This window comes from Xanthobacter wiegelii (assembly GCF_043193855.2).
Taxonomy (GTDB): Bacteria; Pseudomonadota; Alphaproteobacteria; order Rhizobiales; family Xanthobacteraceae; genus Xanthobacter; species Xanthobacter flavus_A.
On the sequence record NZ_CM195529.1, the window covers coordinates 286,565 to 312,452 of the forward strand.

At 68.2% G+C, this 25,888-nt stretch carries 22 protein-coding genes; 14 read left to right on the forward strand and 8 right to left on the reverse strand.

Annotation, left to right across the window (positions count from 1 at the left end; all coding sequences use genetic code 11):
- The first annotated feature begins 84 nt into the window (after positions 1-84).
- A complete protein-coding gene (locus V5F63_RS01305) occupies positions 85-1,959 on the forward strand; it encodes a DNA polymerase III subunit gamma/tau (protein ID WP_394101414.1) in 1,875 nt (624 codons plus the stop codon).
- Between the two features lie 101 nt (positions 1,960-2,060).
- A complete protein-coding gene (locus tag V5F63_RS01310) occupies positions 2,061-2,381 on the forward strand; it encodes a YbaB/EbfC family nucleoid-associated protein (RefSeq protein WP_209487370.1) in 321 nt (106 codons plus the stop codon).
- Between the two features lie 110 nt (positions 2,382-2,491).
- Here the strand turns inward: V5F63_RS01310 and V5F63_RS01315 are convergent, their stop codons facing one another.
- From V5F63_RS01315 to V5F63_RS01335, 5 genes are all read right to left on the reverse strand, one after another.
- The gene (locus tag V5F63_RS01315) at positions 2,492-2,968 is read right to left on the reverse strand and encodes a ferritin-like domain-containing protein (protein WP_394101343.1); all 477 of its coding nucleotides are present in this window, start codon (positions 2,966-2,968) and stop codon (positions 2,492-2,494) included.
- A gap of 71 nt (positions 2,969-3,039) precedes the next feature.
- Complete coding sequence (locus tag V5F63_RS01320; RefSeq protein ID WP_394101344.1) at positions 3,040-3,405, reverse strand: 2Fe-2S iron-sulfur cluster-binding protein; 366 nt, start codon at positions 3,403-3,405, stop codon at positions 3,040-3,042.
- 311 nt (positions 3,406-3,716) lie between these two features.
- The gene (pnp, locus tag V5F63_RS01325) at positions 3,717-5,897 is read right to left on the reverse strand and encodes a polyribonucleotide nucleotidyltransferase (RefSeq protein ID WP_209487371.1); all 2,181 of its coding nucleotides are present in this window, start codon (positions 5,895-5,897) and stop codon (positions 3,717-3,719) included.
- Between the two features lie 233 nt (positions 5,898-6,130).
- The gene (gene rpsO, locus V5F63_RS01330) at positions 6,131-6,400 is read right to left on the reverse strand and encodes a 30S ribosomal protein S15 (RefSeq protein WP_024281319.1); all 270 of its coding nucleotides are present in this window, start codon (positions 6,398-6,400) and stop codon (positions 6,131-6,133) included.
- A gap of 326 nt (positions 6,401-6,726) precedes the next feature.
- On the reverse strand, positions 6,727-7,164 hold the full coding sequence (locus V5F63_RS01335; protein WP_209487372.1) for a GlcG/HbpS family heme-binding protein: 438 nt from the start codon (positions 7,162-7,164) through the stop codon (positions 6,727-6,729).
- A gap of 181 nt (positions 7,165-7,345) precedes the next feature.
- Here V5F63_RS01335 and V5F63_RS01340 point away from each other — a divergent pair, with 181 nt between their 5' ends.
- The 8 genes from V5F63_RS01340 (at position 7,346) to V5F63_RS01375 (ending at position 18,313) form a co-directional block, all read left to right on the forward strand.
- Positions 7,346-7,843 carry a universal stress protein gene (locus V5F63_RS01340; RefSeq protein ID WP_209487373.1) on the forward strand — a complete coding sequence of 166 codons (498 nt, stop codon included), beginning with the start codon at positions 7,346-7,348 and terminating at the stop codon, positions 7,841-7,843.
- Between the two features lie 605 nt (positions 7,844-8,448).
- Entirely contained in the window at positions 8,449-9,321 is an 873-nt protein-coding gene (gene rimP / locus V5F63_RS01345) for a ribosome maturation factor RimP (protein WP_394101345.1), read from the forward strand.
- On the forward strand, positions 9,321-10,913 hold the full coding sequence (nusA, locus tag V5F63_RS01350) for a transcription termination factor NusA (protein ID WP_209487375.1): 1,593 nt from the start codon (positions 9,321-9,323) through the stop codon (positions 10,911-10,913). Before rimP ends, nusA begins: the two co-directional genes overlap by 1 nt.
- A gap of 19 nt (positions 10,914-10,932) precedes the next feature.
- Positions 10,933-11,697: an RNA-binding protein gene (locus V5F63_RS01355; protein ID WP_394101346.1), complete on the forward strand. Its 765-nt coding sequence runs from the start codon at positions 10,933-10,935 to the stop codon at positions 11,695-11,697.
- Positions 11,694-14,897, forward strand: a complete 3,204-nt coding sequence (gene infB, locus V5F63_RS01360) for a translation initiation factor IF-2 (protein ID WP_394101347.1) — start codon at positions 11,694-11,696, stop codon at positions 14,895-14,897. The genes V5F63_RS01355 and infB overlap by 4 nt, the downstream gene beginning before the upstream one ends.
- A gap of 171 nt (positions 14,898-15,068) precedes the next feature.
- Positions 15,069-15,524 carry a 30S ribosome-binding factor RbfA gene (gene rbfA / locus V5F63_RS01365; protein WP_209487377.1) on the forward strand — a complete coding sequence of 152 codons (456 nt, stop codon included), beginning with the start codon at positions 15,069-15,071 and terminating at the stop codon, positions 15,522-15,524.
- Positions 15,521-16,627 carry a tRNA pseudouridine(55) synthase TruB gene (gene truB, locus V5F63_RS01370; RefSeq protein ID WP_394101348.1) on the forward strand — a complete coding sequence of 369 codons (1,107 nt, stop codon included), beginning with the start codon at positions 15,521-15,523 and terminating at the stop codon, positions 16,625-16,627. Before rbfA ends, truB begins: the two co-directional genes overlap by 4 nt.
- A gap of 78 nt (positions 16,628-16,705) precedes the next feature.
- Entirely contained in the window at positions 16,706-18,313 is a 1,608-nt protein-coding gene (locus V5F63_RS01375; RefSeq protein ID WP_394101349.1) for an ABC transporter substrate-binding protein, read from the forward strand.
- Positions 18,314-18,375: 62 nt separating this feature from the next.
- Here the strand turns inward: V5F63_RS01375 and V5F63_RS01380 are convergent, their stop codons facing one another.
- On the reverse strand, positions 18,376-18,978 hold the full coding sequence (locus tag V5F63_RS01380) for a malonic semialdehyde reductase (protein WP_209487380.1): 603 nt from the start codon (positions 18,976-18,978) through the stop codon (positions 18,376-18,378).
- 271 nt (positions 18,979-19,249) lie between these two features.
- Here V5F63_RS01380 and V5F63_RS01385 point away from each other — a divergent pair, with 271 nt between their 5' ends.
- The 3 genes from V5F63_RS01385 (at position 19,250) to V5F63_RS01395 (ending at position 22,065) form a co-directional block, all read left to right on the forward strand.
- Entirely contained in the window at positions 19,250-20,485 is a 1,236-nt protein-coding gene (locus tag V5F63_RS01385) for a pyridoxal phosphate-dependent aminotransferase (RefSeq protein ID WP_394101350.1), read from the forward strand.
- A 17-nt stretch (positions 20,486-20,502) separates the two neighbouring features.
- Positions 20,503-21,555 (forward strand): AbrB family protein, encoded by a 1,053-nt coding sequence (locus tag V5F63_RS01390; protein WP_394101351.1) that lies wholly within the window; start codon positions 20,503-20,505, stop codon positions 21,553-21,555.
- Between the two features lie 99 nt (positions 21,556-21,654).
- Positions 21,655-22,065 carry a DoxX family protein gene (locus tag V5F63_RS01395; protein ID WP_209487382.1) on the forward strand — a complete coding sequence of 137 codons (411 nt, stop codon included), beginning with the start codon at positions 21,655-21,657 and terminating at the stop codon, positions 22,063-22,065.
- A 27-nt stretch (positions 22,066-22,092) separates the two neighbouring features.
- Here V5F63_RS01395 and V5F63_RS01400 read toward each other — a convergent pair whose 3' ends face one another.
- Both V5F63_RS01400 and V5F63_RS01405 read right to left on the reverse strand, forming a co-directional pair.
- Positions 22,093-22,860 (reverse strand): M48 family metallopeptidase, encoded by a 768-nt coding sequence (locus V5F63_RS01400; protein WP_394028322.1) that lies wholly within the window; start codon positions 22,858-22,860, stop codon positions 22,093-22,095.
- Positions 22,861-22,921: 61 nt separating this feature from the next.
- On the reverse strand, positions 22,922-24,346 hold the full coding sequence (locus tag V5F63_RS01405; RefSeq protein WP_209487384.1) for a polyhydroxyalkanoate depolymerase: 1,425 nt from the start codon (positions 24,344-24,346) through the stop codon (positions 22,922-22,924).
- A 188-nt stretch (positions 24,347-24,534) separates the two neighbouring features.
- Here V5F63_RS01405 and V5F63_RS01410 point away from each other — a divergent pair, with 188 nt between their 5' ends.
- A complete protein-coding gene (locus tag V5F63_RS01410) occupies positions 24,535-25,875 on the forward strand; it encodes an ActS/PrrB/RegB family redox-sensitive histidine kinase (RefSeq protein ID WP_209487385.1) in 1,341 nt (446 codons plus the stop codon).
- The last annotated feature ends 13 nt before the right edge of the window (positions 25,876-25,888 follow it).

Consider the following 25,888-nt stretch of genomic DNA (forward strand, 5'->3'; position numbering starts at 1 on the left):
GGGGATTTGGCGCAGCGGCCATCGACGTGCGGGCGCGCGATGCTATGTATGGGACAGGCCAGCGACGGCCCCGAAGGCAGCCAGATGAGCGACGAGCAGCAGATCGACGACCAGCAGGACGGACCGGGCTTCGACCTCGGCCTGCCCGAGGCTGCGCCGACGCCTGCCGCCCCAGCGCCCGCCCAGACCGCACCCACCGAGGCTTCCCCCGGCGCCTACCGGGTGCTGGCGCGCAAATACCGCCCGCAGAATTTCGCGGACCTCATCGGCCAGGAGGCCATGGTCCGCACCCTACGCAATGCCTTCTCCTCGGGGCGGATCGCGCAGGCCTATATCCTCACCGGCGTGCGCGGCGTGGGCAAGACCACCACCGCCCGCATCCTTGCCCGCGCTTTGAACTACGAGCCGGCGGACGGCGCCGCCGGCGGGCCGAGCCTCGATCTGGCGGTGATGGGCAAGCACTGCCGCGATATCATCGAATCCCGCCATGTGGACGTGATGGAGATGGACGCCGCGTCCAACACCTCCATCAACGACATCCGCGAGATCATCGAGAGCGCGCGCTACCGCCCGGTAATGGCGCGCTACAAGGTCTACATCATCGACGAAGTGCACATGCTCTCCACGGCGGCCTTCAACGGGCTGCTGAAGACGCTGGAAGAGCCGCCGGAGCATGTGAAGTTCATCTTCGCCACCACCGAGATCCGCAAGGTGCCCGTCACCGTGCTGTCCCGCTGCCAGCGGTTCGACCTGCGCCGGGTGGAGGCGGGCACGCTGGCCGCGCACCTCTCCGGCATCTGCGCGCGCGAGGGCGTCACCATCGAGCCGGAGGCGCTCTCCATCGTCGCCCGCGCGGCCGAGGGCTCGGTGCGCGACAGCCTGTCCCTGCTGGATCAGGCCATCGCCCACGGCGGCGGCACGGTCGGCGCGGACGAGGTGCGGCGCCTCCTCGGCCTCGCCGACAAGGGGCGCGTGATCGACCTGTTCGAGGCGCTGATGAAGGGCGAGATCGCCCGTGCGCTGGCGGAATTCCGCGACCAGTACGATTCCGGCGCCGACCCCGCCGTCATTCTCACAGACCTCGCCGATTTCACCCATCTCGTCACCCGCCTGAAGATCGTGCCCGATGCGGCCGACGACGCCGCGCTGGTGGAGGCCGAGCGGGTGCGTGGCTCCGAGATGGCCCAGGGCCTCTCCATGCGGGTGCTGGCCCGCGCCTGGCAGATGCTCTCGAAGGGCATCGGCGAGGTGCAGCAGGCGCCGAAGCCCGCCCAGGCGGCGGAGATGGTGCTGGTGCGCCTCGCCTATGCCGCCGACCTGCCGACCCCGGACGAGGCGCTTCGGCGGCTGAAGGACCAGCCGGTCCCCGCGCCCGCCGCGCCGTCCTTGCCCTCCGGCGGCGGGGGTGGTGGTGGCGGTCCGCGCCTCTCCCTCGCGCCCCGCCCGGCGGAAGCCCGGCCGCAGCCGCGCGAAGAGATTCGCACCGATGCCCGCGCGGCGCTGCCGGCCGAGGGGCCGCGCCTCGGCAGCCTCGCCGACGTGGCGGCCCTTGCCGCGGCCCGTCGCGACCTTGCCCTGAAGCACGGCATCGAGACGCAGTTGCGCCCCGTGCATGTGGAGGACGGGCGCATCGAGGTGGCGCTGGTGCCCGGCGCGCCGGGCAGCCTCATTCAGGATCTTTCCCGCAAGCTCAACGACTGGACCGGCCGGCGCTGGATGGTCTCCGTCTCCTCCCAGTCCGGCGGGCCGACGCTGGCGGAGGAGAATGCGGCGGTGAAGGCCGAGCGGGAGGAGGGCATCAAGGCCCATCCGCTGGTGGCCGCCGTGCTCGCCCGCTTCCCCGGCGCCGAAGTGGTGGACGTGCGCACCCGCGAGGAGCCCCCCGCCGACGAGGGCCTCGCACCCTCGGAGGAGGATTACCTCGCCGGCCCGGGCGCCGACGACGAGATCGAATTCTAGAGCACACCGGGTGTGCTCTATTTGTTTGTTTTTACGCAATTCCGGACGCGAAACCGGTTCGCACTTTCGCTGGAATTGCTCAAGCAAGGGATAGGAGTACCATGCGCGACCTCATGGGCATGATGAAGCAGGCCAAGGAGCTTCAGGACCGCATGCAGCAGATGCAGGCGGAGCTGGAGACGGTCGAGGTGGAAGGCAGCTCCGGCGGCGGCCTCGTCTCGGTGCGCGTCACGGCCAAGGGCGAATGCAAGGCGGTGCGCATCGACCCCTCGCTGGTGAAACCGGAGGAGGTGGAGATCCTCGAAGACCTCATCGTCGCCGCTTTGGCCGATGCGCGGGGCAAGGCCGAGCGGGTGATGCAGGAAAAGATGCAGTCCCTCACCGGCGGGTTGGCGCTGCCGCCGGGGCTGAAGCTGTTCTGAGGGCCTGCTTCGCGTAAACACGCGATCGGGAAACGGGCAGTCCGGTTTCGGACCGTACATGCCTGATCCCCGGCCGGGGCCGCTATAGCCCGCAGCCCGCCGGGACCGCATCAGTCGATCGGCAAGCTCTGGCCGTCCGCGTGCGCCGCGATCCATTTGTTGATTTCGCGGACGTGCTCGGATTCCTCCTCGAAGAACTCCTTCGCGAGCACCCGGATTTCAGGATCCTGCGTCGTCTCGAAGACAGACTTGTAGTAATCGAGGCTGGCCTGTTCGGCCTCGCGCGCAATCTCCAGCGCCTGCCCACGCCCGATGAGGGGATCTGCCGCCCAGATCCCCGCCGTTTCCGGACTTTCGAGGTCCGGCCAAGCATATTCCTCGGCCTTCAGCTCCGGCAGGTCGCGGAAACTTGCCCTGGCCCGCGCATCGGCGAGGTGCAGGCGGGAATAGTCCGACAGGCGCCGGAAGAGCTTGGCGACGTCGCCATTGCCGCAGGTCTGCATCACGTCGGACAGCTCGCCAAAGCGCAGCGCAGCTTCCTCCTCAAGCTTGACGGCGTAGGCGAGGAACTCTTCAACGGTGTCCATGTCGTCCCTCCGATCGTAGGAGCCGCGTCTGCCGGCTGCGCGTGCGCGAAACGCGCATGCTGCGCTGCGGCTCAGGCTTCGGCTGGGCAATGCTCGTAATGGATGATGACCTCTTCCTCGCGGGCGATGAACTGACAGGCGAGGCGGTAGGGCGGAGCGACGTCATTGACTTCAGCGTCCTTGATCTGAGCTTCGGTGATCTTGCCCAGTTCCTTCAGCTTGGTCTTTTCGCGCTCGGTCAGGGAAATGGCCATGCGCGGCTTGCCCTCGACATATTCCACCCGGATGAGGCAGGAGCCGCACTCGCCCTCCTGGCATTCGAAGGGAATCTTCACACCGGCCGCGCGGGCGACGGTCAGAATGGTCCCCGTGTCACCGGCGGTCGCGTAGGCGCGCTTGTCCTTGGTCGTGGTCGACCGAAAGGTGATGATAGGCATTGCAGTTTTCCAATTGTCGAAGGATCAATCGCCGTCAAGAAAATACGCAGCGCCAAAGTTGCTTGACGATGAAATAAAAATTTGCCCGAGATTTCATAAATAAAATGGGCAAGTAGATAATTACCATGCCCGACACCACATTTATTGATAGAGATCAAAATTGAAATTATAATTGCGCAGATTCCAAGATCGAATTGAAACGTCAGCTGCGGTTTTGGGTGTTCTTCCGTCTCGGCCTCCCGCAGGGGCGGAACGAAAACGGGGCGGCCCTTCGGCCGCCCCGTCACGCAAACATCGCTGGTTAGGCCGGATTACTCCGCCGCGCCGGCCTCGCCTTCGGAGGCGGTGCGGCCGGCTTCGCGCTCGGCCTTGGCCTTGGCTTCCAGATCCTCGCCGGTGGCCTGGTCGACCACCTTCATGGACAGGCGGGTCTTGCCGCGCTCGTCGAAGCCCATGAGCTTCACCTTCACCTTGTCGCCTTCCTTGACGACGTCGGAGGGCTTGGCCACGCGCTCGTTGGCCATCTGCGACACGTGGACGAGGCCGTCCTTGGAGCCGAAGAAGTTCACGAAGGCGCCGAAGTCCACCACCTTCACGACGGTGCCCTCATAGATCTGGCCCACTTCCGGCTCGGAAGCGATGGACTTGATCCAGTTGATGGCGGCCTTGATCGCCTCGCCATTGGCGGACGCGATCTTGATGGTGCCGTCGTCCTCGATGTTGATCTTGGCGCCGGTCTTCTCGACGATCTCGCGGATCACCTTGCCGCCGGAGCCGATCACTTCGCGGATCTTGTCCACGGCGATCTTCATCACCTCGATGCGCGGGGCGTGCTCGCCGAGTTCCGCGCGGGCGGTGGTGAGGGCCTTCGCCATCTCGCCGAGGATGTGGACGCGGCCGTCCTTCGCCTGGGTGAGGGCGACCTTCATGATCTCCTCGGTGATGCCGGCGATCTTGATGTCCATCTGGAGCGAGGTCACGCCCTGCTCCGTGCCGGCCACCTTGAAGTCCATGTCGCCGAGGTGATCCTCGTCGCCGAGGATGTCGGAGAGCACCGCGAACTTCTCATCCTCGAGGATGAGGCCCATGGCGATGCCCGCCACCGGACGGCGCAGCGGGACGCCCGCATCCATCAGCGCCAGCGAGGTGCCGCAGACGGTGGCCATGGAGGACGAGCCGTTGGACTCGAGGATCTCCGACACCACGCGCAGGGTGTAGGGGAACTCGTGCTTGGCGGGCAGCATGGGGTGGATGGCGCGCCAGGCGAGCTTGCCGTGGCCGATCTCGCGGCGGCCGGGCGAGCCCATGCGGCCGGTCTCGCCCACGGAGAAGGGCGGGAAGTTGTAGTGCAGCAGGAAGTGCTCCTTGTAGGTGCCTTCCAGGCTGTCGATGAACTGCTCGTCCTCGCCGGTGCCGAGGGTGGCGACCACGAGGGCCTGCGTCTCGCCGCGGGTGAACAGCGCGGAGCCATGGGCGCGCGGCAGGATGCCGACCTCGGAGACGATCGGGCGCACGGTGCGCACGTCGCGGCCGTCGATGCGGATGCCGTCGTCGAGGATGTTCCAGCGCACGATCTTGGCTTCGAGCGCCTTGAACACCTCGGAGACCACCTGCGGGTTCGGCACGGACGTGCCGCCGATGGCGAGCTCCTCGTAATACTTCTTCACCTTGGACTTGGCGGCGCCGACGGCGGCGTAGCGGTCCTGCTTCTGCTTGATCTTGTAGGCGGCGCGCAGATCGTGCTCGGCGATCTCCTTCACCTTGGCCTCGATCTCCGAGACGTCGAGCGGCGCGAAGGTGCGGGGCTCCTTGGCGGCCTTCTCGGCGAGCTTGATGATGGCCTGGATCACCGGCTGGAAGTGGCGATGGCCGAACATCACGGCGCCGAGCATGATCTCCTCGGGCAGCTCTTTGGCTTCCGATTCCACCATCAGCACCGCGTCACCCGTGCCGGCGACCACGAGGTCGAGGGAGCTTTCCTTCACCTCGTCGACGGTGGGGTTGAGCACGTATTCATTGTCGATGAAGCCGACGCGGGCGGCGCCCACCGGACCCATGAAGGGGATGCCGGAGAGGGTCAGCGCGGCGGAGGCGGCGACCAGGGCGACCACGTCCGGATCGTTCTCGAGGTCATGCGCCAGCACGGTGACGACCACCTGGGTGTCGCACTTGTAGCCCTCGGGGAACAGGGGGCGGATCGGGCGGTCGATGAGGCGGGAGACCAGCGTCTCCTTCTCGGACGGACGACCTTCGCGCTTGAAATAGCCGCCGGGGATGCGGCCGGCCGCGTAGGTCTTTTCCTGATAGTTCACGGTCAGCGGGAAGAAATCCTGGCCGGGCTTCGGCTCCTTGGCCGAAACCACGGTGGCGAGAACCTTGGTGTCGCCGTAGGTGGCGAGCACGGAGCCGTCGGCCTGGCGGGCCATCTTGCCCGTCTCGAGGGTGAGGGTGGTTCCGCCCCAGTCCAGCTCTTCGCGGTGGATGTCGAACATGTCTTGCTCTTTCAGTTCAGGCGCGAACGAAAAAAGCCATGAGCAAGACGGCCGGACGCGCCGCGCGAAGCCAAACCCTCATACGGGGGCTCCGACGGTTGCGTCCGGCGATCCTGCCATGGCTTCTTCCATTCACGGACCCGCAGCAGGCCCCATGCCCGCTGCGTATATGCGCCCCCGTGGCGGGGGCGCGCGGCGCCAGCCTGTCGCCCGGCCGGCACCGGAAACCGGCGTCAGCGGCGGATGCCCAGACGCCCGATGAGGGACTTGTAGCGGCCCTCGTCCTTCTTCTTCAGATAGTCGAGCAGGCTGCGCCGCTGCGAGACGAGCTTGAGAAGCCCGCGACGCGAGTGGTTGTCCTTGTTGTGGGACTTGAAGTGCTCGGTGAGGTTGGTGATGCGCTCGGTGAGGATCGCAACCTGCACCTCGGGCGAACCCGTGTCGCCGTCCTTGGCACCAAAGTCCTTGATGAGCGCCTGCTTGCGCTCCGCCGTGATCGACATCGGTCAATCCTTTCAACAGAGAGTGGGGAGGAGGCGGAAGCCCTTGTGCCGGGTCCCTCGTAGAGGTAGCGGCGGGCTCTCGATCTCCGTTCGGCCGGGCCGGGATGTCGTCCAGCACGGTCGAAGCTGTGCGAAACGCGGGATCGGTCCAATGACCATCCGTTGCCGTTTCCGTATTGCCGTCAGCATATTAAGCTGCCAACGGGAAACGCGGCGCCCCGAGGGGCACCGTCCGCGCGGCGGACTATAGCTAAATTTCCGCGCCCGGCCAGCGGAATGTTTCGCCGCCTCCGGCGGCTCAGTCAGCGCCCTGGTCGGCCGGATTGTTAGTCTGCGCCCTGGTCGGCCGCATGGCCGGCGGCGGTGATGCCGGCGATGGCGCAGGCCTCGTCATTGTCGGAGGTGTCGCCGGAGATGCCGACCACGCCGATCACCTTGCCGTCGCCGGAGCGGATCAGCACGCCGCCCGGTACCGGGATGAGCGAGCCGCCGATGGCGGAGGTGGCGGCGGCGATGAAGAAGGGCTGGTCCTTCGCCCGCTTGAACAGGGAGCGCGAGCCCATGCCCAGCGCCAGCGCACCCTTGGCCTTGCCGAGGGCGATATCCATGCGGTTGAGGCTGGTGCCGTCCTCGGAGCCGGCCGCCTTGAGCGCGCCGCGCCCATCAAGAACGCAGATGGCGAGCGGGTTCATGCCGCCCGCCCGGGCATGGGCGAGAGCCGTCGTGACGATGGTCTGGGCCTGTTCGAGCTTGAGTTCCGACACGGCTTGGTCCTTTCCCCTTCGGACGCCGGGCGGCGTCGCGATTGCCTCTGACGCCTCCCTCTAAACTAAGCGGCGGTCAATGCGAACCGGGAGGGAGACGCCGAGAATCTTCTCCCCTGCGCCCCCGCCGCCGTGCCACCATGCGCCCCGCCCCAGAGAGCCGATCCGGGAGAGCGCCGACATGATCCCGACCCGACAGAGCCGCGAGCCCGGGCATCGCCGCAAGTTCCTGGTGGTGGTGGACGATACGCCCGAATGCGATCGCGCCGTCTATTACGCCGCCCGCCGCGCCGCCGGTACCGAGGGCGGGGTGGTGATGCTGGGCGTTCTGGAGCTTGAAGGCGTCAGCCAGCAATGGCTGGGCGTCGCCGATTTGATGCGGGCCGAGGCCCATGAGGAGATGGAGGCCCGGCTCGCCAAATATGTCGCACGGGCGCGGCAGGTGGCCGGAATCGCCCCGGAAACGGTGATCCGCGAAGGTGCGCTGGCCGAGGCCATCGGCGCGGTGATCCGCGAGGACCGCGACATCGCCATCCTGGTGCTCGCGGCCGGGACGGGGAAGGAAGGGCCGGGGCCGCTGGTCGCGTCGCTGGCCGCCGGCCATGCGGCGCGCTTTCCCATCCCGGTCACCATCGTGCCGGGGGCGCTGACCGATCAGGAGCTGGACGGGCTCGCCTGAAAAGATGCACCGCCGGGACGGATCGCTCCCTCCCGGCGGTCGCGCGGCCCGAACGAGAAACGCAAGGACTATATCCTCGCTCGGGACGGCGGTTCGAATGTCTGGTTGATCCGGCAGCTTTGGCGGATCGGGCGCGGACGCGTCATCGCGGCGATGACGAGCGCTTCAGCGCCGGGTGTCGCCATCGACGGGTCGAGGCGGAACGCGGTCGGCGGGCAGGAACACCCCCCGTGCGGCGCAATTGCGGCGATGCGGTTCGGGATCGGCGGACGTGCCATGCGCGAATCGCAGATCGTTGCCGGCAAAGCACGGACGCGAACGCCGGACTTGCGTGCGCGTCATTTCCGTCTATATTAGCGCCGTCCCCCATGGGGATGCCTCAGCGCCATCGCAGTCGAAGGTGATGAGAGTGGGCCCCGGTCGGGACCCGCTCCTTTTCTGCTTATCCGGTGTCCATCGACATCGGATGCGCCCTCGGGCGTCGGGCGGGCTGCTGGCTGAAGAAGAATTTCGGGCGCCGGTGCCAAGCCGCCGCGTCCGGCGCAAATGAACCAGCGGACGGCGCATGGTGGAAGCCGATGCGAACAGTCCGCGCCCGGAGTGACATGACCGAGATCAACGCCGTGCTGGACGATCCCAACGAGCCGCGCCTCATCACCGAGACCGGCGTGGCGGCCCGCGTCGCCGCCATCGCTTCCGGCGTGCTCGGCGGCCTCGGCTACCGGCTGGTGCGCGTGAAGGTGACGAACCGCGACGGCGGCACCGTGCAGATCATGGCCGAGCGTCCCGACGGCACCATGTCCATCGACGATTGCGAGGCCGCCTCCCGCGCCCTTTCGCCGGTGCTCGACGTGGAAGACCCCATCGCCAGCGCCTACCGCCTGGAAATGTCCTCGCCCGGCATCGACCGGCCGCTGGTGCGGCTGTCGGATTTCGTCCGTTGGGCGGGCCATGAGGTGAAGGTGGAGATGAGCGTGCCGGTGGACAGCCGCAAGCGCTTCCGCGGCATTCTCACCGGCGCCGAGGACGGCGATGCGCTGGTGCGCCGCACCGATGCGCGCGCCGACGAGGAGCCTACCGTCCGCCTGCCACTCCGCGACATCCACGATGCCCGCCTCGTGCTGACCGACGCGCTGGTCCGCGAGGCGCTGCGCGCGGCGAAGGCGGCCGGACAGGCGGTGGACGACGAGATCGACGAGGATGCCGAGGATTTCCTCGACACCGTCGATCCTCTGGAAGCCGACGACACGTTCGAGCCGGGCGATTTGGACGGCGATGAAGACGAGGCCCCCGCCGCTCCGGCGCGCGGCCCCGTCGCCAACAAGGGCGCCACTGGCAAGGTCGCCGGCAAGAAGGCCAAGAAATCCAAGGTCGCGGGCAAGAAACCCGTGTCCAAGAAATCCAATGCCAAGAAGAAGGCGGGCCTCGAGACGGCCGCCTCCTCGGCCAACGCCAGCAGCGTGAAGGAGAGGCACTGATGGTCGCCGTCAGCGCAAACCGGCTGGAACTCCTGCAGATCGCCGATGCGGTCGCGCGGGAGAAGTCCATCGACCGCAGCATCGTGATTGCCGCCATGGAGGACGCCATCGCCAAGGCCGCGCGCTCGCGCTACGGCCAGGAGACGGACATCCACGCCGACATCAACCCGCGCACCGGCGAGCTGCGCCTCGCGCGGCATCTGCTCGTGGTGGACGACGTGGAGAACACCGCCACCGAGATCACGCTGGACGGCGCCCGCCGCCACAATCCGGCGGCGCAGGTGGGCGACACCATCGCCGACACCCTGCCGCCCTTCGATTTCGGCCGCATCGCCGCGCAGAGCGCCAAGCAGGTCATCGTGCAGAAGGTGCGCGAGGCCGAGCGCGACCGGCAGTATGACGAATACAAGGACCGCATCGGCGACGTGCTGAACGGCCTCGTCAAGCGCGTCGAGTACGGCAACGTTGTCGTGGACCTCGGCCGTGGCGAAGGCATCCTGCGCCGCGACGAGCTGCTCCCGCGCGAGACCGTGAAGACCGGCGACCGCATCCGCGCCTACATCTACGACGTGCGCCGCGAGCCGCGCGGCCCGCAGATCTTCCTGTCCCGCACGCATCCCCAGTTCATGGCGAAGCTGTTCGCGCAGGAAGTGCCGGAGATCTACGACGGCATCGTCGAGATCAAGGCGGTGGCCCGCGATCCCGGCTCCCGCGCCAAGATCGCCGTCATCTCCCGCGACCAGTCCGTGGACCCGGTCGGCGCCTGCGTCGGCATGCGCGGCTCGCGCGTGCAGGCGGTGGTGAACGAGTTGCAGGGCGAGAAGATCGACATCATCCCCTGGAATCCGGACATCGCCACCTTCATCGTCAATGCCCTCGCCCCCGCCGAGGTGGTGAAGGTGGTGCTCGACGAGGACCGCGAGCGCATCGAGGTGGTGGTGCCCGACGCCCAGCTGTCGCTGGCCATCGGCCGCCGCGGCCAGAACGTGCGCCTCGCCACCCAGCTCACCGGCTGGGACATCGACATCATGACCGAGCAGGAGGAGAGCGAGCGGCGGCAGAAGGAATTCGCCGAGCGCACCAAGATGTTCTCCGAGGCCCTCGATCTCGACGAGATGATGGGCCAGCTGCTCACCTCCGAGGGCTTCACCTCGGTGGAGGAGATCGCCTACGTGCCGATCTCCGAGCTCGCCTCCATCGAAGGCTTCGACGAGGACACCGCCACCGAGCTGCAGTCCCGCGCCCTCAAGCACCTCGCCGAGGTGGAGGAGGCGCTCGATGCCCGCCGCAAGGAACTCGGCGTCGAGGACGAGGTGAAGGACGTGCCCGGCGTTACCTCCAAGATGCTGGTGGCCTTCGGCGAGAACGACATCAAGACCGTCGAGGATCTCGCCGGCTGCGCCACCGACGATCTCATCGGCTGGAGCGAGCGCAAGGACGGCGAGACCATCCGCCATGCCGGCGCGCTGGACGGCTTCGAGTTCTCCCGCGAGGAGGCCGAGGCCCTCATCATGCAGGCCCGCGTCGCCGCGGGCTGGATCGAGGCCGAGCCTGAAGCCGAGGGCGAAGACGCCCCGGCCGAAGACGCCTGAGCCAAGGAGATGACCACTGGTGCCCGCGATACTGGACGAGGACGAGACGGACGAGGGGCCGCGCAGCCTGGCTGCGGCGCGGGCACCCTTGTCGCGCCTGTGCCTCGCCACGCGGCGGGTGCTGCCGGTGGCCGACATGCTCCGCTTCGTGGTGGCGCCGGACGGCGCCATCATCCCGGATCTTTCGCGTAAGCTCCCCGGCCGTGGTGCCTGGGTGGGGGCCACGCGCGCCGATTTCGACGCGGCGCTGAAGAAGAAGGCCTTTGGCCGCGCCTTCAAGGGCCGTGGCAAGGCGGCGCCCGATCTCGCCGATCTGGTGGATCGGCTCATTTACAAGGATGCCCTCGCCGCCCTCTCCCTCGCCAACAAGGCGGGACGGGTCGTGACGGGGTTCACCAAGGTCGAGGCGGCCCTGGGCACCGGCGATGTGCTGGTCGTCCTCAACGCCAATGACGCGCGCCCGGACGGGGTGCGCAAGCTCAATGCCCTCCTGCGACAGGTCGAGGCCGCCGGTTTCCGTGCGGTACACACGGTCGATTGCTTTCCCGGCATCGATTTGGACTTGGCGTTGGGGCGGTCAAATGTGGTACATGCGGCGCTACTCGCGCATCCGACGGCCAAAGGGTTTCTGGAGCGCTGCCACAGGCTCTCGCGCTGGCGGACGGGTACGTCCCTCGGCGAGACGCCCGGGCAGGGTCCAAACCCCAGCCATGGCAATGATTTGAGCCATGGTGCTGATCTCCCGCATGACCCCGGCCGGATGCAAGGAACGGATACGGAATGAACGACACCAAGACCCCAGGCGACAAGACGCTGCATCCCGCCCCCGGCAAGACGCTCACGCTGAAGCGCCCGGTGGAGCAGGGAACGGTGCGCCAAAGCTTCAGCCATGGCCGCTCGAAGGCGGTCGTGGTGGAGAAGGTGAAGCGCCGCGTCATCGCCCCAGGTGAGGCTGGCCATGGGAGCGCGCCCGCGGCGCCGGCTCCGGCGGCCCCGCCTGCGCAGGCGAAGGCGCCTGCCGCTCCGGCCGCGCCCGCCCGTCCTGCCGCACCCGCACCGATTACGCCCGCTCCGGTTGTTCCCGCCGCTGCCGCTCCGGCCCCGGCTGCGCCAGCGCCTTCTCCCGCGCCCGCCGCTCCGGTGGAGGCCAAGGCTCCGGCGGCCCCGGCTGCGCCTCCGGCCCCTCCGGCTGCGCCCGCTCCGGCTTCCGAGGCTCCGGCTCCCGCCGCTCCGGTGGAGGCCAAGGCCCCGGCTGCGCCTGCTGCTGCTCCGGCGCCTGCCGCCGCCGAGCCGGCTCCCGCCAAGCCCGAGGCTGCTCCCGCCCCGGTCGCTGCTGCTCCTGCCGCGCCGAAGCCGGCCGCTCCGTCGGCGCCCGCTCCGTCCGCGTCCCGGCCGTCGGCGCCTGCCGGCGCGCGTCCCTCCGAGGGACCGCGCTCCGCCTCCGGCCAGACGTCCCGTCCCGGTTCCGCGGGCCAGTCCTCGTCGCGCCCTGGCGCGCCGTCGCGTCCCGGACAGCCGCCGCGTTCCGGCGGGCCCGGATCGGATCGTGACCGTCGCCCCGGTGGCGGTGGCGCCCCGTCGCGTCCCGGCCAGCAGCGTCCCGGCGGTTCCGGCGTGGTGCTGCGCACCCTGACCGAGGAAGAGCGCAACGCCCGCGCCAGCGCGCTCGCCGACGCCCGCGTCCGTGCGGTCGAAGAGCAGCGCATGGCCGAGGAGCGCCGCGCCGCCGAGGAGGAGGCCCGTCGCCGCGCCGAGCGTGAGCGCACCGAGCGCGCCGAGCGCGAGGCCGCCGAGGCCCGCAAGCGCGAGGACGAGGCCCGCCGCGCCCAGGAAGAAGACAAGAAGCGCAAGGCCGAGCAGGAAGCGCGCAAGCGCTTCGGCGGCGAGGACCAGGGCGCGAGCGCCCGTCCTGCCGGTGCCGGTGCCGGCGCCACCAGCGCCCGCCCGCTCACCCCGCGTCCCGCCGGCACCACCGCCCCGGCCCCGGGCGGTACCGAGGAAGAGGAGCGCCGTGGCGGCGCGGTCCGCCGTGGACCGGGCGCGCGCCCGGTCGCCCCGGTCAAGGTGCCCCGTGCGCCCGCCGGCCAGGAGAAGCAGCGCGGCCGCCTGACGCTCGTCACCGCCCAGTCGGGCGAGGAGGAGCGCCAGCGCTCGCTGGCGTCGTTCCGCCGCCGCACCCAGCGCATGACCGGTCACCGGCAGCAGGAGAGCAAGGAAAAGATCCTGCGCGAGGTGATCCTGCCGGAGACCATCACCATCCAGGAACTCGCCAACCGCATGTCGGAGCGGGCCGTGGACGTGATCCGGATGCTGATGAAGCAGGGCCAGATGCTGAAGATCACGGATGTGGTCGACGCGGACACGGCCGAGCTGATCGCCACCGATCTCGGCCACACGGTGCGCCGCGTCTCGGAAAGCGACGTCGAGGAAGGCCTGTTCGATACCCCGGACGCCCCCGAGACCCTGCTGCCGCGCCCGGCCGTCGTGACCATCATGGGCCACGTCGACCACGGCAAGACCTCGCTGCTGGACGCCCTGCGCAAGGCCAACGTGGTGTCCGGCGAGGCCGGCGGCATCACCCAGCACATCGGTGCTTATCAGGTGACCGCGCCTTCGGGCTCGAAGATCACCTTCATCGATACCCCCGGCCATGCCGCCTTCACCGCCATGCGTGCCCGCGGCGCCAAGGTGACGGACATCGTGGTGCTGGTGGTGGCGGCGGACGACGGCGTGATGCCCCAGACCGTGGAAGCCATCAACCACGCCCGTGCCGCCAAGGTGCCGCTGATCGTGGCGATCAACAAGATCGACAAGCCCGGCGCCAAGCCCGAGCGCGTGCGCTCCGAGCTGCTTCAGTATGAAGTGCAGGTGGAGAGCATGGGCGGCGAGACGCTCGAGGTGGAGGTCTCCGCCAAGGAGCACCTCAACCTCGACAAGCTGCTGGAGGCCATCGCCCTCCAGTCGGAACTGCTCGACCTGCGCGCGAATCCGAACCGCGAGGCCGAGGGCACCGTGGTGGAAGCCAAGCTCGATCGCGGCCGTGGCCCTGTGGCCACCGTCCTGGTCCAGCGCGGCACGCTGAAGGTCGGCGACATCGTGGTGGCCGGCGCCGAATGGGGCCGCGCACGCGCCCTCATCTCCGACACCGGCGCCAATGTGGACACCGCCGGCCCGTCCCTTCCGGTGGAAGTGCTGGGCTTCGGTGGCACCCCGGAGGCGGGCGACCGCCTCGCCGTGGTGGAAAACGAGGCCCGCGCCCGCGAGATCACCGACTACCGTCAGCGCCAGAAGCGCGAGAAGGCGGCGGCCCGGTCCGCGACCGTGCGTGGCTCGCTCGAGCAGATGATGAGCCAGGTCAAGGCGACCGGGCGGAAGGAATTCCCCCTCATCATCAAGGGCGACGTGTCGGGCTCGGTGGAAGCCATCATCGGCGCGCTGGAGAAGGTCGGCAACGACGAGGTGCAGGCGCGCATCATCCACGCGGGCGCGGGCGGCATCAACGAGAGCGACGTGACGCTGGCGGAGACCTCCGGCGCCGCGATCATCGCCTTCAACGTGCGCGCCAACAAGGAAGCGCGTGACGCGGCCGACCGGGCGGGTATCGAGATTCGCTACTACAACATCATCTACGACCTCGTGGATGACGTGAAGAAGGCCATGAGCGGCCTGCTCGCGCCCATCAACCGCGAGACCATGCTCGGCAACGCCCTCATCAAGGAGATCTTCCTGGTCTCCAAGGTGGGCAAGGTGGCGGGCTGCCAGGTCACCGACGGCGTCGTGGAGAAGGGCCAGCACGTGCGCCTCATTCGCGACAACGTGGTGATCCACGAAGGCAAGCTGGCGACGCTCAACCGCTTCAAGGATGCGGTGAACACCGTCCATGCGGGCCAGGACTGCGGCATGTCCTTCGAGAACTACCAGGACATGCGTGCTGGCGACGTGATCGAGTGCTTCCGCGTCGAGGTGATCCAGCGCTCGCTGTGACCTGACGACGAGCCCATCGCTCGGCGTTTCCGCCTCCGATCCTTTTTCCCTGAACGGAAGAGGGCCGGAGGCGCCGGCGCTTAACCGGAACGGAACGGTCCAAGCCCGTCCGCTCCATAATCGAGGAGAGGCGCCACGGCCTTGCCGGCGCCGAATGAAGCAGAAGACACCATGAAACCCGACACCCGCACGGGAGGCGGCCCCTCCCAGCGCATGCTGCGCGTGGGCGAGCTTGTCCGCCATGCCCTGGCCGACGTGCTGTCCCGCGGCGACCATATCGATCCGGTGCTCGCCGGGCACATCATCACGGTGCCCGAGGTGCGCATGTCGCCGGACCTCAAGATCGCGACCTGTTATGTCATGCCGCTCGGCGGCAAGGACATCACGCCCGTCATCAAGGCGCTGGCCGACAACGCCCGCCGCATTCGCGGCGAGCTGGCACGGCGCGTGGAGCTGAAGAGCGTCCCCGAGCTGCGCTTCCGCAAGGATACCTCCTTCGATGAAGGCGCGCGCATGGATGCGCTCCTGCGTTCGCCCGTGGTGCAGCGCGACCTCGATGCCCTTGAGAGCGGCTCCGAGGACGCGACCGACCCGACTTCGACCGACAAAGAGACCGACGCCGAATGACCGTCCGAGCCATTGCCGAAGCCGCGGCTGAAGCCGCCGCCGAGCCCATCGTTGAAGCCATTGCCGAGACCGCCATCGCTCCTGACGCGGCCGCCGCGCCCCAAACGGACGAACGGCCCCGCCCCAGCCGCGAGCAGGACAACCGCCCCCGCGCGCCCAAGCGCGACCTCGACGGCTGGGTGCTGCTGGACAAGCCCACCGGCATGACCTCCACCCAGGCGGTGGCGGTGGTGAAGCGCATCTTCGGCGCCAAGAAGGCCGGCCATGCGGGCACCCTTGATCCGCTCGCCTCGGGCTGCCTGCCCATCGCCTTCGGCGAAGCCACCAAGACCGTTCCCTATGTGATGGACGGCCGCAAGACCTACCGCTTCACCGTGCGCTTCGGCGTCGAAACGGACACGGACGATTCCGAGGGCAAGGCGGTGGAGACCTCGGAGCTGCGCCCCTCGGACGAGGAGATCATCGCGGCCCTGCCCACCTTCCGGGGCGAGATCATGCAGGTGCCGCCGGCCTATTCGGCGCTGAAGATCGGCGGCGAACGCGCCTATGACCTCGCCCGCGAGGGCGAGGAAGTGAAGCTGGAGGCGCGCCCCGTCACCATCTTCCGCATCGAGCTGATGGAGCGCCCGGACGCCGACCACGCAGTGCTGGAAGCCGAGTGCGGCAAGGGCACCTATGTGCGCGCCATCGCCCGCGACCTCGGCCGGATGCTCGGGTCGCGCGGCCACATCTGCCAGCTGCGCCGCGCCTGCGTCGGGCCGTTCCTGGAGGAGCGCCTCGTTCCCCTCGACGAACTGCGCGACCGCGCCGAGGCGAGCGAAGAGGCGCTGATGGACGCCCTCGATCCGGTGGCCGTGGCGCTGGAGGAAATCCCCCAGCTGAGCGTCACGCCCCAGGATGCCCATCGCCTGCGCTGCGGCCAGAGCATCATCCTGCGTGGCCGCGACGCGCCCATCGTCGAGGGCCATGTGGCCGTGTCCTGCCAGGGCGCGCTCATCGCCATCGGCGACGGCGAGAATGGCGAGGTGTTCCCGCACCGCGTGTTCAACTGGGGCAAGTCCGCTGGCAAGTCTTCCGGCCGTCCGCCCCGGCGCAGCCGCTGACGCCCGTTTCGCAAAAGCGAAGCATACGGCATATCTCTTGCCTTCCTTCCGTGGGGCTTACTCACGGAAGGACGATAGATGCTGCGTTTCCGCGCGCTTCGAACCACTCTCGCCACCGCGCTTTTCCTCGGTCTTGCCGGAGCGGCGCCCGCCGGGGCGGAGAGCGTGGTCCGCTATGGCATCTCCATGGCGGACATTCCGCAGACCACCGGTCAGCCTGATCGTGGGGCAGGTGCCTATCAATTCACCGGCTACACCCTGTACGATCCGCTGGTCGCCTGGGAAATGAACGTGGCCGATCGGCCCGGCAAGCTGGTGCCCGGCCTTGCCACCGAGTGGAAGGTGGATCCGGCCGATCCCAAGAAGTGGCTGTTCACCCTGCGCAAGGGCGTGAAGTTCCACGACGGTTCGGACTTAAACGCCGATGCGGTGGTCTGGAACCTCGACAAGGTGCTGGACGAGAAGGCACCCCACTTCGACAAGCGCCAGTCCGCCCAGGTGAAGACCCGACTGCCGTCCATCGCCTCCTGGCGCAAGGTGGACGACATGACGGTGGAGATCACCACCAAGGACGTGGATAGCTTCTTCCCGTACCAGATGCTGTGGTTCCTGGTGTCGAGCCCGGCCCAGTACGAGAAGCTCGGCAAGGACTGGGACAAGTTCGCCCAGAACCCCTCCGGCACCGGCCCCTTCAAGCAGGACAAGCTGGTACCCCGCGAGCGGCTGGAGCTGGTGAAGAACCCGGACTACTGGGACAAGTCCCGCCTGCCCAAGACCGACCGGATGATCCTCATCCCCATGCCGGAGGCGCTGACCCGCACCAATGCGCTGCTCGCCGGACAGGTGGACCTGATCGAGACCCCCGCGCCGGACGCCGTGCCGCAACTGAAGTCGGCCGGAATGAAGATCGTGACCAACGTCACGCCGCATGTCTGGAACTACCACCTCTCCGTGCTGCCCGGCTCGCCGTGGACGGATGTCCGCCTGCGCAAGGCGCTGAACCTCGCGGTGGACCGTGACGGGGTGGTCGAACTGATGAACGGCCTAGCCCAGCCGGCCAAGGGGCAGGTGGACAAGACGAGCCCGTGGTTCGGCAAGCCCAGCTTCGACCTGAAGTATGATCCAGCGGCCGCCAAGAAGCTGGTGCAGGAGGCGGGCTACTCCAAGGAAAAGCCGCTCAAGACCACCTTCATCATCGCCGCCGGCGGCACCGGCCAGATGCTCTCCCTGCCCATGAACGAGTTCCTGCAGGCGAGCTTCAAGGAGATCGGCATCGACGTGGAGTTCAAGGTGGTGGAGCTGGAGGCGCTCTACACCGCCTGGCGCAAGGGGGCGAAGGACCCGATGAACGAGGGCATCACCTCCAACAACATCGCCTATGTCACCTCCGACCCGCTCTACGCCCTCATCCGCTTCTTCGATTCGCGGCAGGTGGCGCCGGTGGGCGTGAACTGGGGTTATTATTCCAACCCCAAGGTGGACGCCCTCATCGACGAGGCAAAGCGCACCTTCGACACCAAGAAGCAGGACGAACTGCTCGCCCAGGTCCATCAGCAGGTGGTGGACGACGCCGTTCTGGTCTGGGTGGTGCACGACGTGAACCCGCACGCCCTCTCCCCCAAGGTGAAGAGCTTCGTGCAGGCCCAGCACTGGTTCCAGGACCTCACCACCATCGGCCTCAACTGAGGCCTTCTCCCCAAACGCAAAGGGCGCCCCGTGGGGCGCCCTTTTTCGTTCCGGGAGCGCGATCAGAGGATCTGCGCGGCGTCCTCGAAGGCGAGGCGCGGCAGGCGGGGCATCACCTTGGAGGCATCGCCATGGCCGATGGCGGCGATGAAATTGGTCTTGGTGGTGCCACCGGGGAAGAATTCCGCATCCACCTTGGCGGCGTCGAAGCCGGAGATGGGGCCGACATCGAGGCCGAGCGCACGGGCGGCGAGGATGAGATAGGCGCCCTGCAGCGAGGAATTGCGGAAGGCGTGGGGCTCGATCATCCCGGGATTGTTGATGAACAGGTCGCGGAACTGCGGATAGTGCGGGAACAGCTCGGGGATCTTGTCGTGGAAGTCGAGGGCGTAGCCGATGATGGCCACCACCGGCGCGGCGAGGATCTTGTGGTTGCTCTCCGGCAGGGCAGGGCGCAGGCGCTCCTTGGCTTCCGGGGTGGTGAGGAACACATAGCGGGCGGGCGCGGTGTTGGCGGAGGTCGGGCCGTACTTCACCAGATCATAGAGCGCGCGCACTTCCGCCTCGCTGACGGGGGCATCGGTCCAGGCGTTCTGGGTCCGGGCGGCGAGGAAGAGGCGGTCGATAGCGGCGGCATCAATGGCCGGAGTGACGGTCTGCGACATGGGGGGCATCCAATTTGAACCGGCGGGCGCACGGAGGTGCGTTGGTGATGCAAAGGACGTAGGACCGCGCGTCCCCGCCGGCAACGGCCTCGCTTCGCAAGAGGCCATTGCGTTTGTGCAATGCCGCAACGGGAGGCGGGATTCATCATCGATGCTGATGCGCCTGCCACGTCATTTGATGGCGCACGGGCGCGCCGAGGCTCTATAAGTCGCGCCGGCGCAGGGCCTGTCTCGCCGCGCCGCCACCCCGCTTCATGCCCGCGAGCAAGCCATGATGTCCCCTGCTGCGCCCGTCCCCGCCTTGCCCGTTGAGGATCCCTATCTGGAGCGCGTGCGCGAGCATGTGCGCGCTTTGCCCGAGAGCGGGATCGTGGAGGTGATGAATTACGGCCGCGACCGGCCCGGCATGATCCCGCTCTGGGCCGGCGAGGGCGACGTGCCCACCCCGCCCTTCATCTGCGAGGCGGCGGCGACGGCCCTCCACGCGGGCGAGACCTTCTACACCTGGCAGCGCGGCCTGCCGGAGCTGCGCGCCGCCATCGCCCGCTACATGGGCGGGCTCTACGGCGTGCCGGAAGCGCCGGAGCGCTATTTCGTCACCGGATCGGGCATGCAGGCCATCCATGTGGCCATGGCGCTGGTGGCCGGGGCGGGGGACGAGGTGCTCATTCCCTCCCCCACCTGGCCCAACGCCGCGGCGGCAGCACAGAAGGCCGGCGCGCGCGCCGTCTATGTGCCCTTCAACTATGGCCCCCAAGGCTTCACCCTCGACCATGACCGCCTCGCCGCGGCCGTGACACCCGCGACCCGCGCCATCTTCCTCAACACCCCGGCCAATCCCACCGGCTTCGTGGCGACGCTGGATGACCTCAGGGCGGTGCTCTCGCTCGCCCGCCGCCATGGCCTGTGGATCATCGCCGACGAGATCTACGGCCGCTTCTATTATGGCGAGGCGGGGCGGGCGCCGTCCTTCCACGACATCATGGACGAGGAGGACCACATCCTTTTCGTCCAGACCTTCTCCAAGAACTGGGCCATGACCGGCTGGCGCATCGGCTGGCTGGAAGCGCATCCGCGCCTCGGCCAGATCATCGAGAATCTCATCCAGTATTCCACCTCCGGCGTCGCCGCCTTCATGCAGCGCGGTGCCATCGCGGCGCTCGAGCAGGGCGAGCCGTTCGTCGCCGAGCAGATCGCCCGCGCCCGGCGCGGCCGTGATCTCGTAGGCGATGCGCTGCTCGCCACCGGCCGGGTGGATCTCGTGAAGCCGCCCGGCGCCTTCTACCTGTTCTTCGGCATCGAGGGCCGGCGCGACGTGCGCAGCCTGGGCCTCACGCTGGTGGACGAGGCCAACGTGGGCCTTGCCCCCGGCACGGCTTTCGGTCTCGGGGGCGAGGGCTTCATGCGCCTGTGCTTCGCGCGTGGCGATGCGCAGCTCGCCGAGGCGAGCCGGCGGCTCGTGAACTGGCTGGAGCGGACCCGGCCGCCGGGATCGGACGCCGCGTGAGGGGCTTGCCCTTCCGGATGCGGTCTGCCGCCTCGGCGGCGGTGACGCTGGGGGCCGGCGCTCTTGGCGGCGGCGCCTTCGCGCTGCTCGGCCTGCCGGCGGCATGGATCTCGGGCTCGCTCGTCGCCTGCATCGGCCTCGCGCTGGCCGGCGTGCGGATCGTGTTGCCGGAATGGCTGCGCTTCCTCGCCTTCGTGGTGCTCGGTACCTCCATGGGAACCATGCTGACGCCGGAGACCTTCGCCCGCGCCGCCACCTGGCCGGTGAGCATGGCGTGCCTCGGGGCCAGCGTGCTCGGTACCATGGCGGGTGCAACGCTGTTTCTCACCCGTATCGCGGGCTGGAGCCGGGAGACCGCCTTCTGGGCCTCCGCGCCTGGCGCCTTCGGTACGGTCGTGGCCATGGCGGCGGATACCAGCGCGGACCTGCGGCAGGTGGCCTTCGCCCAGACGCTGCGCCTGTTCCTGCTGGTGGCGGCCCTTCCCAACGTTCTGGCCGCGCTCGGCCTGACGGCGGGTGGCGTGCCGCCGCCACCCCATATCTCGACCCTGGGCGAGATCGTCGTCCTCATCGTCGTCTGTACCGGCGCGGCGCTGCTCGCGGCGCGGCTCAAGCTCCCGGGCGGGCTGATCCTCGGGGCGCTGGCCGGCAGTGCCGTACTGCATGCCACGAGCCTGTCCACCGCCGTGCTGCCCTCGGGCCTGCTCATCCCGGCATTCGTCGTGCTGGGCGCCAGCGTGGGCGTGCGCTTCATCGGCACGTCGCTCACCACCATCCGGGCCTATGTGCTCGCCTCGCTGGGGGCCTTCCTGGTGGCGGTGGCGATCTCCACCCTGTTCGCCGTGCTCGCCGCCTGGCTGACGGGGGACGATCTCGGCAAGCTCGTTACTGCCTTCGCGCCCGGCGCGCTTGAAGCCATGACGGCCCTCGGCTTCGCCATGGGCTACGACCCGGCCTTCATGAGCGCGCACCACCTGTTCCGCTTCGCCGGCCTGTCGGTGGCCCTGCCGGTGGCGGCCCGGCCGATGTTCGCCGCCGCCGAGGAGGCAGGGCGGGACCACACGCAATAGTGTCCTGAAACCTCCCTCTGCGGGGTTGCGGCGCCCCGTTACCGACAGCACACACTCGCCACGCTTCCGCATGGTGAAGTGCGTGTTGGAGATGACGCCTTGCGTATCCTTGATGATCTCGCCCTGCTCGTGGGCCGGCTTTTTCTCGCCGCCCTGTTCCTGCCCTCGGGCATCAGCAAGCTGAGCAATCTCTCCGGCTTCACCGGTTTCCTGGCCGGCAAGGGCGTTCCCGTACCGCAGGTGCTTGCGCCGATCGCCGCCGCGACCGAGGTGGTCGGGCCGCTGCTGCTGATCGTCGGGCTCTTTCCGCGGGCGACCGCCATCTGGATGGCCGGCTTCACCGTTGTCGCGACGATGGTCTCGCACCTGTTCTGGACGTTCCCCGACGCCGCTGCCCAGGCGGCCCAGCAGACCCAGTTCCTCAAGAACGTGGGCATCATCGGCGGATTGCTGATCTATTTCGCGGCCGGCCCCGGCGCGATCGCCATCGGCGGCAAGAAGGTCGGCTGAAGAGGCGATGCGGCCTGGACGGGCCGCTCAGCCTTCCCCGTAGCGGTGAAGTTCGGAGCCGTGGCGCCTCAGCCACGCCTCCGCTTCCTTCCGGTTGGGGCAGACCTGCTCCACCAGCCGCCAGAAGCGCACCCCGTGGTTCATCTCCAGGCGATGCGCCACTTCGTGCGCCGCGAGATAGTCCAGCACGAACGCGGGCGCGAGGATCAGCCGCCAGGAGAAGGAGAGGTCGCCGCGCGCCGAGCACGAGCCCCAGCGGCTCGCCGTGTCGCGCAGCGTCAGCCGGCCGACCTCGACCCGAAGCGCACCGGTATAATGCCTGACCGCGGCGGCGAGATCGCGCCGCGCCTCCTTCTTCAGGAAGTCCTGCACGCGCCGGGCGATGTGCGGCGCTTCCCCCGCGACGCAGAGCGTGGGCATGCCGCGGCCGGGCTCGATCCACACCGTGCCGCGCGCATCGGGGCGATGGACGATGCGATGCGGCTCGCCGCGGAGGGGAATGACGGCACCGTCCACGAACGGCACCGCCTCCGGCAGGCGCACGAGGCGCACCCGGACCCATTCGCGATGCCGCTCCACGAAAGCGCGGGCGAAGGACAGCGCGACGTGCGGCGGCGCCGTCAGGGTCACGTCGCGGGAGGTGGCGCGGACCCTCAGCGTCAGCCGGCGCGCCTGCGGATGGCGCCGAACCATGACGCGCAGCAACTCGTCATCGAGCTCAAGCTCGATGGTCTCGGCGCCGGTGGAAAGCGGCGTCTTGCGGTCCTCATTGCGAGTCTGGCGACGAAACAGCATTGGACAGCCGGAGCGAAGTTACCTCCGGCATCTTCACAAGATTTGCGCCCCCCCGCCAGTACTAAGTCGGCGCAATCCGGGGATAAAGCGCGGTCACTTTCTTGTTGAGCGCGAACACGTCCGGCTCTTCCTCTCCGGCGGCTTCCGGGGCCGGGCGGTCCGGCATGGGGCGAGCGCGACCGTCGCGGCGGAATTCCTGGGAGAGGATGAAATCGGAGATGCGGGGGGCGATCTCCGAGCGGAAGCGCGAGCCGTTGAAGACGCCGTAATGGCCGACGCCGGGCTGCTCCCAATGGGCGCGCATATCCTCCGGAATCCGCGGGCACAGCTTGTGCGCGGCCTTGGTCTGGCCGATGCCGGAGATGTCGTCCTTCTCGCCTTCCACCGTCATCAGCGCGACGCGGTGAATGGCCTCCGGCTTCACCACCTGCGAATGATGCATGATCTCGCCCTTGGGCAGGGCATGGGTGATGAAGACATTCTCCACGGTTTCCAGGTAGAAATCCGCGGTGAGGTCCATGACGGCGAGGTACTCGTCGTAGAAGTCGCGGTGCTTCTCCGCCGAATCGCCGTCGCCCTTCACCAGGTGCCGGAACAGGTCCCAGTGGGCCTGAAGGTGCCGGTCGAGGTTCATGGACATGAACCCGTTCAGCTGCAGGAAGCCCGGATAGACCTCGCGCAGCGCGCCGGGATGCGGCCACGGCACCGTGGTGATGACATTGCGGCGGAACCAGTCGATGCCACGGTCCTTGGCGAGGGCGTTCACCGCCGTCGGCGCCTCGCGCGTATCGATGGGACCGCCCATGAGCACCATGGACCTCGGCACGAAGGGGTCTTCCTCCGCTTCCATGCGGGCGATGGCCATCATCACAGGCACCGCGGGCTGGCACACGGCCATCACGTGGCAGTTGCCGCCCATGCGGTGGAAGATGGAGATGAGGTAGTCCACATAATCGGACAGGTTGAAGCGGCCTTCCGACATGGGCACCAGCTTGGCGTCGATCCAGTCGGTCACGTAGACGTCGTGGGTCGGCAGCATGGCCTCCACCGTGCCGCGCAGCAGCGTGGCGTGGTGGCCGGACACCGGGGCGACGATGAGCAGGCGCGGCTGCGGACGGCGCGGCGGATATTCGAACGCGCGCTCGAAATGCAGCAGCCGGCAGAAGGGGCGCTCCCACACGGTGTTGACGTGGATCGGCACATTCTGGCCGCCGGCCGAGGTATGGGTGATGCCCCAGTCCGGCTTGCCGTAGCGGCGCGTGGTGCGCTCGAACAGCTCGCAGGCGGCCGCCATGGACTTGCCGATGGTGGTATGCGAGACGGGGTTGATCGGGTTCTTCAGGAACATACGGCTGGCGTCAGCCATCGCCCGGGACGGGTTGAGCGCGGCATAGCCCATCTCGTACATCCAGTAGAGCGGCGTCGAGAGCCCGACGTCGCCTTGGCGCGGCAGCCGGGTGGCACTTGCGAACTCGCCGATTGCCATGAGTGGTCCTCACCGTTACTGCCTGCCTAGAAAGGCGGCACGTTGACGCAAGCGTGAGCCGACTTCCAGGGTTGGTCAATGCCGACAAAAGACATAGGCCGCTATTGTTCGGCTGCTATGGCACTAGGGTCACTATTCCCTTTCCAGAGGCTTGCTCACCTGCATCGGGACACCGGAATCGCTACCCCATGACCACAGCCTTTATAACGCCGCCCAACGGCAGATCGTTCGGCCTGCGCCTCGACACACTCATTCGCCTGCGGTGGCTGGCCATTTCGGGCCAGATTGCGGCGCTGATCGTGGTCAATCTCGGCCTCGGCTTCCCATTGCCGCTGACCTCCTGCCTTGCGGTGGTCGGCCTCTCCGCGCTGGTGAATGTCCTGCTGCGAGTGAAATATCCCGTGGCCCGCCGGCTCGGGGACGCAGCGGCAGGACCGCTGCTCGCCTATGACGTGCTCCAGCTTACGGCTCTGCTTTATCTGACGGGCGGACTGAAAAACCCGTTCGTCCTGCTCTATCTGGCGCCGGTGATGATCTCCGCCACCGCCCTCGCCTGGAGCACGACCGTGCTGCTCGGCATCCTCGCGGTCGCCTGCGCCGGCGCGGTGGGGCTGTGGACCCGCCCGCTGCCATGGGCCGGTGCCGATGTGCCGGTGCTGCCGGACCTGTATCTCGCCGGTATATGGGTGTCTCTGTCCGTGGCGGTCGGCTTCATCGGCATGCATGCGTGGCGCGTGGCGGAGGAGGCGCGGGAGCTTGCCGACGCACTGGCGGCGACCGAACTGGTGCTGGCCCGCGAACAGCACCTCACCGCCATCGACGGCCTCGCCGCCGCCGCCGCCCATGAATTGGGCACGCCGCTTTCCACCATCGCCTTGGTGGTGAAGGAGATGCATCGCTCCATCGGCAACGACAGCCCCTACAGCGAGGATGTGGCGCTGTTGCGCGATCAGGTGGCACGCTGCCGTGACATCCTGCAGACGCTCACCTCACTCAGGTCCGGCGATGCGCCGTTCGACCGCATGCCCCTTGCCCTGCTGCTGGAGGAGGTGGTGGAGCCGCACCGCAATTTCGGCATCACCATCGCCGTCTCGGTGAAGGACGATCCGGACGCGCCGGTCATCGCCCGCAATCCGGGGCTGCTCTACGGCCTCGGCAATCTCGTGGAGAATGCGGTCGATTTCGCCGCGACCCGGGTGGACATCAGCGCCCAGTGGACCCCGTCGGGCCTCGACATCGTCGTCGCCGATGACGGCCCCGGATTCTCGCCGGAGATTTCCGGCCGCATCGGCCAGCCCTACGTCACCTCCCGCGCCCGCGAGCGGCAGGATGCGGACCTTGAGGCCGAGAGCGGCCTCGGCCTCGGCTTCTTCATCGCCAAGACGCTTCTGGAGCGCACCGGGGCCAATTTGACCTTTGAAAATCGCCCTCCGCCGGCCACCGGCGCGGTCATCGGCATTCACTGGCCGCGCAATGCGTTGGCGATCGAAGTGGATGGGGACGCGACAAAGGGACGCGGATCGGATTAATCTACGGGGATAT